General features: G+C 65.5%; 2 protein-coding genes (1 of these 2 cut by a window edge). Both read left to right on the top strand.

All coding sequences use genetic code 11. From position 1 onward, the window contains the following. Positions 1 to 3: 3 nt before the first annotated feature. Complete coding sequence (locus tag CVS48_RS04555) at positions 4 to 2,160, top strand: HlyD family efflux transporter periplasmic adaptor subunit (protein WP_100853439.1); 2,157 nt, start codon at positions 4 to 6, stop codon at positions 2,158 to 2,160. Between the two features lie 97 nt (positions 2,161 to 2,257). Then, a protein-coding gene (locus CVS48_RS04550) for an Ig-like domain-containing protein (protein ID WP_100853438.1) crosses the window boundary here: on the top strand, positions 2,258 to 14,107 show its beginning. The gene runs 15,399 nt beyond the window's last position; 11,850 of the gene's 27,249 nt are visible here — the first part of the coding sequence; its start codon is at positions 2,258 to 2,260; the stop codon falls past the right edge of the window.

Raw genomic sequence — 14,107 nt, 5'->3', positions numbered from 1 at the left:
GCCATGGATGCCACCGCACTGCGCATCGACAACCCCGAGGCCGACCCGGACGCGCGCAAGCTGCCGCCGCTGCGCCAGGACCTGCGCCTGATCGCCGACCAGGGCGGCGCGCGCGCGGGCGAATGGGGCGGCAACTGGCGTATCCATGACCCCGCCGCGCATCGCTTCTTCGCGATTGACCAGGACACCGTCGGCATGCTGGCCCAATGGCATCAGGGCACGGTCGGCGCGCTGCGCTCAGCGGTGGCGCGCAGCACGGGCCGCACGCCCGACGACCAGAAGATCCTGGGCCTGATCGAATTCCTGCAACGCCATGAACTGCTGGCGCCCGCAGCGGGCGAAACCTATGCGCGCGTGCGCCAGCAGCGCGGCGCGCAACAGCGCTCGCTAAGCGCCCGGCTGCTGCACGGCTATCTGTTCTTCAAGGTGCCGCTGGCTCGCCCCGACGCCTTTCTGCGCCGCACGCTGCCGTGGGTAACGGTGTTCTTCTCGCGCACCTTCTGGGCCCTGGCAGCGTTGCTGGGCGTGTTGAGCCTGTATCTGGTTTCACGCCAGTGGGACACCTTCCTGAGCACCTTCCCCGACATGATCTCGGCCACGGGCCTGATCGCCTTCGGTCTCAGTCTGGCCCTGGTGAAAACGCTGCACGAACTCGGCCATGGCTATACCGCCGTGCGCCTGGGGTCGCGCGTCACCACCATGGGCGTGGCGTTCGTGGTGATGACGCCCATCCTGTACACCGACACGACCGACGCCTGGCGCTTGCCCCAGCGTCAGCGCGTCCTGATCGACAGCGCCGGCATGGCGGTGGAACTGCTGGTGGCGGTGCTGGCGACGCTGGCCTGGGTGTTCCTGCCCGACGGCGCCTGGCGCAACGTGGCCTTCGCGCTGGCCACCACCAGCTGGGTGCTGAGCCTGGCGGTCAACCTCAACCCGCTGATGCGCTTTGACGGCTACTACCTCTTCAGCGACCTGATCGGCATTCCCAGCCTTCAAGACCGCTCGTTTGCGATGGCGCGCTGGTGGATGCGCGAACGGCTCTTCGGCTACGGCGACGAGCAGCCCGAGCCCACCTACGGCTCGACGCGCACCTTGTTCATCGTCTTTGCGTACGCCACCTGGATCTATCGCTTCTTCCTGTTCCTGGCCATCGCCCTGCTGATCTATCACTACTTCTTCAAGATCCTGGGCATCTTCCTGTTCGTAGTGGAGATCGGCTGGTTCATCGTGTTGCCGATCTGGCGCGAAATGAAAGTGTGGGTACGCCGCCGCCACGAAGTGGGCCGGCAGGCGTTCGTCACGATGGGGGTGGTTGCGATACTCGCGGCCGTGTTGCTGGTGCCCTTGCCCTACACCGTGCGCATTCCCGCCGTGCTGACCGCAACGGAGCAGGCGCCCGCCTTCGCGCCGCGCCCCGCGCGTTTGGAAGCCGTGCGCGTGCGCCAGGGCGAAACCGTGCGTGCCGGACAGATCCTGATGGCGCTGAGCGCCTCAGAGATCGAACAACAGTTGGACGCCGCGCGTGAGCGCGAACGGCTGCTGAACGAACGGCTGGACCGTCGCAGCGCCGACCGCAAGGATCTTTCCGAATCCCTGACGTTGACGCGCGAAGTCCAGTTGGAGCGCGACCGTATTGCGGGGTTGGAACGCGAGCGTGCCCGTCTGGCCGTGCGCGCGCCCATCGACGGCGTGGTGGTCGAGCTGGCGCTGGAACTGTCGCCCGGGCGCTGGGTGGACGAGAAGACGCGCCTGGCCCTGATTGCCGCGCCCGACAGCCTGGAGGCGCGCGGCTATATCGATGCGGACGACCTGCACCGCATCCGTGAAGGCGACGCGGGCGAGTTCGTGGACGAGCAGCGCCTGATGCCCGCGCGCGCCATCCAGGTCTCGCGCGTGGGCGCGGCAGCCAACGACACATTGGACAACTGGGTGCTGACGTCCGCGCATGGCGGCGACGTGCCGGCGCGCCAGTTCGAGGGCCGGCTGCGCGCCGAACAGGCCGTGTTCGAAGTGGCTGGCGACGTGACCGACTTGTCCCGCCACGCCCTGCCCTTGACCGAACTGCGCGGCGAAATGCAGATACGTGGTGAACCGATCAGCTTGGCCAGCCGCCTGGTGCGGCGCGTTGCAAGCGTGCTGTTGCGCGAGGCCGGCGCATGAGCACGAAGAAACATGAACGACGCGCCGTAGGCGTGTTGCATGAGTATTGGGGCGTTGCCACCGGCAGCGTCCAAGCGATCTCTGTGAGAGGTGTGCAGTGAAAAACAAATCCGCTTCGCGTTTCGGCAAGAAGACCCAGCAAGCCCTCGGCCCTCGCACGCTGAGCTCGCGCCTCTTCCTCCAGGCCCTTGAACCCCGCGTCCTGCTGGACGCCGCCATGGCCCAGACGGCGCACGAAGTGGCGCAGGCCGTCCCCGACGCGCCGCCCGCAGCGGATACCCAGGCGCATGCCGAGCTGATCGCCGCCCTGGGCACCGTGGAACAGCACAAGGCGACCGCCACCGAACCGGCGGCGGAGCGCAATGAGGTCTACTTCATTGACCGGACCGTTGACGACGCGGATGCGCTGGCGCAGTCCTTGCCTCCCGGGGCCGAGGTCCACTTCATCGAGCCGGGTGTCGACGGCGTGCGCTTCATGGCCGACACACTCAACGGCCGCCAGGATGTGGATGCCGTTCATATCCTGAGCCATGGCGGAGCGGGCACGCTGCAACTGGGCACGGCCACGCTGACGCTCGAATCCATGCAGGGCGAATACCGCGAGGTGTTGACGCAGATTGGGTCGGCCCTGAGCGCCGACGCCGATGTGCTGCTTTACGGCTGCGACTTCGGCCAGGGCGATCTTGGCGCGCTTGCGGTGCAGACACTGGGCGTGATTACCGGCGCGGATGTAGCCGCGTCCCTGGACACCACCGGTACGGCCACGCTGGGTGGCGACTGGACGCTGGAGCAACAGAGCGGGTCCATCGAGGCCACTGCGGTATCGGCCGAGGACTGGAACTATGCGCTGACGCCGCCGCTGCTGAACAACCTGCCGAACTTGACCTACACCGGCGTGGAAGACGCCCCTGCGCCGGTCGGCGCGGTGGGCACGACGGTCTCCGCGTACACGGCTGGCCTGACCGACATCGATCCGGGCGCGCTCAAGGGCATTGCGCTGACCGCCGCCGTGGGCACCAACGGTACGTGGTGGTACACGCTGGACGGCGGCACCAACTGGACCGCGGTGGGCACCGTCAGCGGCACCAGCGCGCTGCTGTTGTCCGACACGCCGGATTCGCGCATCTACTTCCAGTCCAACGGCAACTTCAACGGCAGCGCGGGCAACGCGCTGACGCTGCGCGGCTGGGACCAAAGCGTCGGCACGGCCGGCACCAAGGTCAACCCCACCACGATCACCGGCGCGGTCTCGATCGCCTCGGACACCGTGGCGGTCACGGTCACGGCGGTCAATGATGCGCCGGTGCTGAACGCCGCCACGCGCACCCTGTCCACAATCAATGAAGACTTGAACGCGAGCGTGCCAGCGCCCGCGCCCACCGGCGCGGTCGGCACCTCCGTCAACAATTTCATCGGCTCGACGTCCGACATTGACGCCAGCCCGCTGACGGGTATCGCCATCGTGGGCGCCGACACGACCCACGGCACCTGGTGGTATTCGACCAACAACGGCACGAACTGGACGCAGATGGGCGCGGTGTCCGACACCAGCGCGGTGCTGCTCATCAACAGCGGTAACTCACGCGTGTACTTCCGCCCCACCGCGGACTACAACGGCACGGCCACGCTCACCATCCGGGCCTGGGACCAGACCAGCGGCACGAACGGCGGCACCGCCGACGCCAGCACCAATGGCGGCACCACGGCATTTTCCACCGCCACGGGCTCGGTCGGCATCACCGTCAACGCCATTGTGGACATCGTGGCGGACACCGCCAGCACCGCCGAAGAGACGGGGGTGATCATCAACGTGCTGGGCAACGACACCTTCGAGAACAGCGGGCGTGTGGTTACCGCCATCAACGGCACGGCAATTACGGCGGGCGGGCCGGCAGTCAGCGTCGCCAACGGCTCGGTCGTGCTGAACCTCGATGGCACCATCACGTTCACGCCGGGGCTCGACTTCCCTGGCGCGGCCGCGTCGGCGAACACGGTCTTCACCTATACGGCGACCTCTGGCGGGGCTTCCGAGACCGCCAACGTCACGGTCACCGTGACGCAGGTGCAGGACGCGCCTCGCATCGATCTGGACGGCATCACCCTCGGCACCAGCTACAGCAATACCCTTGACGAAGGCACCGCCGCCATCGGCCGCCAGGTGTCAGTCACCGACCCGGAGAACAACAACCTGGCCTCGATGACGATCAGCCTGTCGGGCGCCATGGCGGGCGACTTGCTGACGCTGGGTGGCACCGTCACCGGCATCACGGCCAGCTACAACAGCGGCACGGGCGTGCTGACGCTCAGCGGCAACACCACGCTGGCCAACTACCAGACCGCGCTCGGCTTGGTCAATTTCAGCACCACGTCCGGCTCCACCGCCGCGCGCACCATTTCGGTACAGGCCACGTCGGCCCTGGCTCCCACGGCGTCCAACGTGGCGGTGACCACCATCACGCCGATCGACACCGATGCGGATGGCGTGGCCAACGCGGTCGACCTGGACGACGACAACGACGGCATCCTGGACAGTGTGGAGTCCCAAGCCACCACGCCGTCTCTTATCGACGGTTCGATGGAAGGCGCGCTGGGGGTTGCGCATACCGAGAATGAAAGCCTGAACTTCAGCATCGACGGCACCGGCTTCACGGACGCGGCGGCCACCCCGGACACCTGGAAGGGCACTTTCTCGCTGGCGGGTTCGGGCCAGTGGGCGGGCGCCATGAATGGCGTGCCCGGCGCGGCGGACGGGCAGGTCTTCATGGCGATCTACAGCGGCTTCGTGGAAGAGGCCGCGCAATTGATCATCCCCGCCTCCGCGGGCATCCAGGTGGGTGACGTGGTGCGCATCTCGTTCCAGGAGATCTTCGGGGGCGTCAACGGCGAGACCATCCCGGGCATGGAGGCGTACTTCATCGTCACCGTGGACGGCGTGTCGTACAACGCCGATACGCTGACGTACAACGGCAACAACTTCAAGACCTGGTCCACCGGGGGAATCACCTTCACCGCTACGTCGACAGCGCCCGTGGTCGTGTTTTCCATAGGCCGACCCAATGGCGGTGATGGCGCGTATCTGGGCCTGGACGATGTCCGCGTCTACAAGGTCAGTTCGCTAACCGCCGCGCAGGACCGCGATGGCGACGGCCTGGTTGATCGCCTCGACCTGGACAGCGACAACGACGGCATCACCGACAACGTTGAAGCGCAAAGCACGGCCGGCTACAAGCCGCCCAGTGGCCAGGGCATGGCCATGGTGGATGCCGATGACGACGGCCTGGACGACCGCTATGACGCCGACACCATCAGCGTCAACCGGACCACGGCGGCAGCCAGCCTGGGCCTGACGCCGGTGGATTCCGACGCCGATGGCACCACCGACGTCTACGACACCGACAGCGACAACGACGGCACGGCGGACGTCGCCGAACGCGGCGATGGCCAACCTACGTCAATCACCAGCACCACCGATACCGACCAGGACGGTCTGCTGGACATCTTTGAACACGGCACCGTCAACGACGGCTTTGTCGCGCAAGACGGCAACGTCATCACCAGCGGCAGCGGCCTGAGCACCACGGTCACCGGCTTTACCCTGAGCGATAGCGACGGCGATATGTTGGCCAACGGCAGCAATGCCCAGGTCCTGAGCGCCGATCTAGACTGGCGCGACAACTTCGTCGGCGTGGCGCCGCCGGTGGCGCTGGCGGATGCCGCCACCGCCGTGGAAGACACGCCGCTGTCGGTATCGGCGGCGGCAGGCCTGCTGGCTAACGACACCTTCAACCGCGATGGCAGTATTACCGCCGCCAGCTACGACAGCAACGCCGACGGTACGCCGGACACGGCGATCTCCGTTGGCGCGGCCACCACGTTGCTGCGCAATGGCACCCCCACCGGCATCCTGACGCTGAACGCGGACGGCTCTTACACCTTCGCGCCGGCCGCCAACTACGACGGCCTGGTGCCCTTGGTGCGCTACACCGTCACCACCCCGGGCGGTATGTCCAGCGGCGATCTGTCGCTTGCCATCACGCCGGTCAATGACGCGCCGGTATTGACGGATACCAGCTTGACGGTCGTCGGGGTCATGCCGACCAACGGGGCGCCGAGCAATCAGGTGGGTATGCTGGTATCGGATCTGGTGGGCGGCATCACGGATGTCGACACTGGCGCCGTCAAGGGTGTTGCCGTCACGGCCATCAACAGCTCCGGCACGCTTTACTACTCGTTGAACAACGGCGCCAACTGGACGCAGGTGACAACGCTGACCGAGGCCACGGCGCGCCTGCTGGCGGCCGATGGCGTGACGCGCCTGTACTTCCGACCCAATACCGGCGTGGTGGGCAACGTGGCGGACGCGCTGACCATCCGCGCCTGGGACCAGACCAGCGGCACCAATGGCGGAACGGGCGACGCCACGGTGAATGGCGGTTCGACGGCATACTCGGGCACGACAGACACCATCCTGATGCGCGCCAACACGGCGCCAGTGCTGGATACCTCGCTGGACCTGCTCTACACCGGCCAGGAAGACGCGCCTGCGCCGACTGGCGCCGTGGGGGTGCTGGTATCCCACTTCACGGGCGGCTTGACCGATGCGGATGCGGGCGCGCTCAAGGGCGTTGCGATCATCAGCATTACGGGCACGCACGGCGATTGGTGGTACACGCTGGATGGCGGCGCCACCTGGACCGCGATGGGAGCGGTGTCGACCAGCAACGCCCTGCTGTTGCCCGACGATCCGAACGCGCGCATTTACTACGTGCCGGATCCCGGTTTCACGGGGGATGCGACCATCGAAATGTCGTTGCGCGGCTGGGACCAGAGTTCCGGCACGGCGGGCACCAAGGTCAATATCGGCACCTCTAATGCCTTTTCTAGCGCCAGTGACTCCGTAGTCGTCTTCGTCACGGACATCAATGACGCGCCGGTGCTCAACGTTGCCACCCGCAATCTGTCGACCATCAATGAAGACTTGAACGCCAGCGTGCCCGCGCCCGTGCCCACCGGCGCGGTCGGTACCTCGGTCAATAACTTTATCGGCTCGACGTCCGATGAGGACAGCGGCGCGCTGACGGGCGTCGCCATTGTGGGCGCCGACAGCACCAATGGCACCTGGTGGTATTCGATCAACAACGGCACGAACTGGACGCAGATGAGCGCGGTGTCCGACACCAGCGCCTTGTTGCTTGCCAACAGCGGCAATTCGCGCGTGTACTTCCGCCCCAACGCGGATTACAACGGCACGGCCTCGCTGACAATCCGCGCCTGGGACCAGAGCAGCGGCACAAATGGCGCCACGGCCGACGCCAGCGTCAACGGCGGTGCAACCGCCTTCTCCAGCACCACGGGTTCGGTCGGTCTGACGATCAGCGCCGTTGTCGACATCGTGGCGAACACCATCACCACGGCCGAAGACACGGCGGTGGTGATCAATGTGCTGGCCAACGATACCTTCGAGAACAGCGGCCGCGTCATCTCGGCCATCAATGGCACGGCCATCACAGCGGGCGGAGCGGCCGTTGCCGTCACCAACGGCTCGGTGGTGTTGAACGTCGACGGCACGCTGACCTTCACGCCGGCCGCCGATTACCCGGGAACCGCTGCGTCCGGCAACGTGGTGTTCACGTATACGGTGACCTCGGGCGGGCTGACCGAGACCGCCAACGTCACGGTCACCGTGACGCAGGTGCAGGATGCGCCGCGCGTGGATCTGAACGGCGCGACCGTGGGCGCCAACCATAGCGCGACCTACGATCAAACCGCCGTGGCCATCGGTAACCTGGTGTCGGTCACGGATCCCGAGAACAACAACCTGTCCTCGATGACAATCACCTTGTCGGGCGCAACCGCGGCCGACACCCTGGCCTTGGGTGGCGCCGTGGCCGGCATCACGGCCAGCTACAACAGCGGCACGGGCGTGCTGACGTTAAGCGGCAGCACCACGCTGGCCAATTACCAGACCGCGCTGGGCCTGGTCACATTCACCACCACGTCCGGCTCGACCACCGCGCGCACGATCTCGGTGCAGGCCACCTCGGTTGCCGCGCCCACCGCGTCCAACGTGGCGGTCACCACCATCACGCCCCTCGATACCGATAGCGATGGCGTGGCCAACGTGGCCGATATTGACGACGACAACGACGGCATCCTGGATATCAACGAAGGCAACAGTACCGACACCGATGGCATTGTCGATCGCCTGGATCTGGACAGCGACGATGACGGCATCACCGACAATGTTGAAGCGCAGACCACGGCGGCGTACAAGCCGCCCAGCGGCCAAGGCGTGTCCATCGTGGACGTGGACCAGGACGGCCTGGACGATCGCTATGACGCGGATACCGTCAGCGTCAACCGGACCACGGCGGCGGCCAGCCTGGGCCTGACGCCGGTGAACACCGACGGCGATGGCCTGCCGGACTATCGGGATACCGATAGCGATAACGACGGCGTGGCCGACGTGGCCGAACGTGGCGATGGTCAGCCCACCTCGATCACCAGCACCACCGACACGGATGAGGACGGCTTGCTGGATATCTTTGAACACGGCACGCCCAATGATGGCTACGTCGTGCACGACGGCAACGTCGTCACCAGCGGATCGGGCCTGGCGACCACCGTCGTCAGCTTCAACCTGGGCGACACCGACCTGGATACCGCTATCAACGGCAGCAACGCCGTGCCGCTGACGCGCGATTTCAATTGGCGCGACGGCCTCAACAACCCCGCCATCGACTTGAATTCCACGGTGGGCGCGGCGGATGGCTTGATCACCTACAGCACGAGCCAGATCGGTGCCGGTGCCGCCGTGAACACGGCGGCGGCCGCCGCCGACGTCTCGGACATTGGCGACACCGACATTCAACAATTGGCGATCTCCGTTTCCGGCGTGCAGGATGGCGCCAACGAAATCCTGACGCTGGGCGGAGCCGGCTTTGCCCTGGATGCCACCGCTACCCAAACGGTGACCGTCGACAGCGTGGACTTGCTGATCAACTACACCGTGGCGGGCGGCTTCGTGATCACGCGCAGCGGCGGGGGGGTAATCGCCCACACCGTGCTGGACACGCTGGTGCGCGGCGCCACCTACGGCAACACGCTGTTGTCGGCTACCGCCGGCGCGCGCCTGTTTGGCTTCGTTGTGACGGACACCGGAGGCGCGACGTCGGCGTCGGCCGTGTCCACGGTGCAAGTCACCCCGGGCAACCGCCCGCCCGTGCCCGCCGACCCAGCGGTGGCGGGACAAACCTTTGACCCGGTCACCGGCAACTATGCCGTCAGCGCCACCGAGGACACCGCCTTCAATGGCCAGGTCACGGCCACCGACGCCGACAACGACACGCTGACCTACGCGGTGACGACGCAACCGCTGCATGGCGCGGTGGTGATCGATGCCACGACGGGCATGTACACGTACACCCCCGCCGCGGACTACAACGGCAGCGACAGCTTCGTGGTAACGGTGTCGGACGGCTTCAGCGGCACGGTGACCTCCACCGTCAACCTGACCGTGGCGGCGGTGGCGGACATCGCCAACGACACCATCACGACCAATGAAGACACCACGGTCAATATCGCGGTGAGCGGCAACGATAACTTCGATGACGCCGGGTATGCGATTACGGCCATCGACGGCATTGCGGTCGTGGTGGACACGCCGGTCGGGGTCGCCAATGGGACCGTCACCCTGAAAGCCGACGGTACCCTGGACTTCACACCAACGCCCAACTACAACGGGTTGGCCAGTTTCACGTACACCGTGACGTCGGCCGGTACGGTGGAGACGGCAACCGTCTCGGTGACCGTGACGGCGGTGGCGGATGCGCCGATGATCGTGGACCCGGCGGTGCCCGGACAGACCTTCGATCCGGCGACCGGCAACTATGCGATCAGCCTGAACGAAGACGGGGCATTCGCTGGTCAGGTCTCGGCGGTTGATGGCGATGGCGACACGCTGGTTTATGACGTTGACACCCCCGCGACGCACGGTTCGGTCACGGTGGATTCGGCAACGGGTGCCTACACGTACACGCCGACGGCGGACTACTACGGCAGCGACAGCTTCGTCATCAGCATCGATGATGGCGCGGGCAATGTAATCCTGTCGACGGTCACTGTGACGGTGGCGGCGGTGGTGGATATCGCCGACGACACGGTCACGACGGATGAGGACACCACGGTCAATATCGCCGTTGTCGGCAACGACAGCTTCGAGAACGCCGGACGCACGATCACCGCCATCGACGGCATTGCGGTGGTGGTCGATACGCCGGTCCTGGTTGCCAACGGCTCGGTCACGCTGAAAGCCAATGGCACCTTGGACTTCACGCCGGCCTTGAACTACAACGGTTCGACCAGCTTTACGTACACCGTGACCTCTGGGGGTGCGGTTGAGACGGCAGCGGTCACGGTGACCGTCACTGCGGTGGCGGACGCGCCGATGACGGTTGACCCGGCAGTCCCGGGCCAGGTCTTCGACCCGGCCACAGGCAACTACGCAATCAGCCTGAACGAAGACGGGGCGTTCACTGGCCAGGTCTCGGCGGTGGATGGCGATGGCGACACTCTGACTTATGGGGTGGATACGCCGGCAACGCATGGCATGGTCACGGTGGACCCGGCAACGGGCGCGTACACCTACACGCCGACGGCGGATTTCTACGGCAGCGACAGCTTCATCGTCAGCATCGACGACGGCGAAGGCAACGTGACGCAGTCGACGGTAAGCGTCACGGTCTCTGCAGTGGTGGATATCGTCAACGACACGATCGCGACGGACGAGGACACCCCGGTCAATATCGCTGTGGTCGGCAACGACAGCTTCGAGAATGCGGGTCGCACGATCACGGCCATCGACGGCATGGCGGTGGTGGTGGGAACGCCGGTCGCGGTTGCCAACGGTTCGGTCACCTTGAAAGCCGACGGCACCTTGGACTTCACGCCGGCAACGGACTACAACGGTTCGACCAGCTTCACGTACACCGTGACATCTGGCGGCGCCGTGGAGACAGCAACGGTCACGGTGACCGTGACGGCATTGGCTGATGCGCCGATGACGGTGGACCCGGCAGTGCCTGGCCAAACCTTTGATCCGGCCACGGGCAACTACGCAGTCAGTTTGAATGAGGACGCTGTCTTCAACGGTCAGGTCTCGGCGGTTGATGGCGACGGCGACACCCTGACTTATGGGGTGGATACGCCGGCCACGCACGGCATGGTCACGGTGGACCCCGCAACGGGCGCCTACACCTACACGCCGACTGCCGACTACTACGGCAGCGACAGCTTCATCATCAGCATCGGTGACGGCGCAGGCAACGTCATCCTGTCGACGGTGAGTGTCACGGTGGCGACGGTGGTGGATATCACCGACGACACGATCACGACCAATGAAGACACGACGGTCAACATCGCAGTAGTCGGCAACGACAGCTTCGAGAATGCGGGTCGCGCCATCACGGCCATTGACGGCATGGCGGTGGCGGTGGGTGCGCCGATCCTGGTTGCCAACGGCTCGGTCACGCTGAAGGCCGACGGCACTTTGGACTTCGCCCCGGCAGCTAATTACAACGGCTCGACCAGCTTCACGTACACCGTGACCTCTGGCGGTGTGGTTGAGACGGCAACGGTCACGGTCACCGTCACTGCCGTGGCGGATGCGCCGATGACGGTCGATCCGGCAGTCCCGGGCCAGGTCTTCGACCCGGCCACGGGCAACTACGCGATCAGCCTGAACGAGGATGGGGCCTTCAACGGCCAGGTTTCGGCGGTGGATGGCGATGGAGACACGCTTGTTTATGGGGTAGATGCTCCGGCCACGCACGGCATGGTCACGGTGGACCCGGCAACGGGCGCGTACACCTACACGCCGACGGCGGATTACTACGGTACTGACAGCTTCATCATCAGCATCGACGACGGCGCGGGCAACACCAGCTTGTCGACGGTGACGGTGACCGTGGCCGCCGTGGCGGATATTGCCGACGACACGATCACGACCAATGAGGACACAACGGTCAATATCGCCGTGGTCGGCAACGACAGCTTCGAGAACGCCGGACGCAGCATCACGGCCATTGACGGGATGGCGGTGGTGGTGGGCACGCCGGTCTTGGTCGCGAACGGTTCGGTCACGCTGAAAGCCGACGGCACCTTGGACTTCACGCCGGCAACGGACTACAACGGCTCGACCAGCTTCACGTACACCGTGACGTCTGGCGGCGCGGTGGAGACGGCAACCGTCACGGTCACCGTCACTGCGGTGGCGGATGCGCCGATAGCGGTGGATCCAGCGGTCCCCGGCCAGGTCTTTGACCCGGCCACGGGCAACTACGCAGTCAGTTTGAACGAGGACGCTGTCTTCAACGGCCAGGTCTCGGCGGTTGATGGCGACGGCGACACCCTGACTTATGGGGTGGATACTCCGGCCACGCACGGCATGGTCACGGTGGACCCGGCAACGGGCGCGTACACCTACACGCCCACGGCGGACTACTACGGCAGCGACAGCTTCATCATCAGCATCGGTGACGGCGCAGGCAACTTCGTCCTGTCGACGGTGAGTGTCACGGTCGCGGCGGTGGTGGATATCACCGACGACACGATCACGACGAATGAAGACACGACGGTCAACATCGCAGTCGTCGGCAACGACAGCTTCGAGAACGCCGGACGCACTATCACCGCCATCGACGGCATTGCAGTGGTGGTGGGTGCGCCGATCCTGGTTGCCAATGGCTCGGTCACGCTGAAGGCAGACGGCACCTTGGACTTCGCTCCGGCTGCGAACTACAACGGCTCGACCAGCTTCACGTACACCGTGACCTCTGGCGGAGCGGTGGAGACGGCAACGGTCACGGTGACCGTGACGGCGGTGGCGGATGCGCCGATGACGGTTGACCCGGCAGTCCCGGGCCAGGTCTTCGACCCGGCCACAGGCAACTACGCGATCAGCCTGAACGAGGACGCTGTCTTCAACGGCCAGGTTTCGGCGGTTGATGGCGATGGAGACACGCTTGTTTATGGGGTGGATGCCCCGGCAGCGCACGGCATGGTCACGGTTGATCCGGCGACGGGTGCCTACACCTACACGCCGACGGCCGACTACTACGGTGCCGACAGCTTTGTTATCAGCATCGACGACGGTGCAGGCAATATCATCCTCGCCACGGTCAATGTGACTGTCGCGGCGGTGGTGGATATCACCGACGACACCATCACGACCAATGAAGACACGACGGTCAACATCGCCGTGGTCGCCAACGACAGCTTCGAGAACGCCGGACGCAGCATCACGGCCATCGACGGCAACGCTGTCTTGGTCGGTACGCCGGTCGCGGTTGCCAACGGCTCGGTCACGCTGAAGGCCGACGGCACCTTGGACTTTGCGCCGACAGCCAACTACAACGGCTCGACCAGCTTCACCTACACCGTGACATCTGGCGGTGCGGTTGAGACGGCAACGGTCACGGTCACCGTCACGGCAGTGGCCGATGCGCCGATGACGGTGGATCCGGCAGTCCCGGGCCAGGTCTTCGACCCGGCCACCGGCAACTATGCGGTCAGTACCAACGAGGACATGGTCTTCAATGGCCAGGTCTCGGCGGTGGATGGCGACGGCGACACGCTGCTGTATTCGGTGAACACCCCGGCCACGCACGGCATGGTTACGCTTGATCCCGCAACGGGCGCCTACACCTACACGCCCACGGCCGACTACTACGGCAGCGACAGCTTCATCATCAGCATCGATGACGGCGAAGGCAACGTGACGCAGTCGACGGTGAGTGTCACGGTCGCGGCCGTGGTGGATATCACCGACGACACGATCACGACGAATGAAGACACGACGGTCAACATCGCGGTGCTCGGCAACGACAGCTTCGAGAACGCCGGACGCAGCGTCACCGCTATCGACGGAATTGCGGCTACGGTCGGGGTG

The organism is Achromobacter spanius (assembly GCF_002812705.1).
GTDB lineage: Bacteria > Pseudomonadota > Gammaproteobacteria > Burkholderiales > Burkholderiaceae_B > Achromobacter > Achromobacter spanius.
The sequence above is the reverse complement of the archived record's forward strand: the minus strand, read 5'-3'. Positions and strand labels throughout refer to the sequence as shown.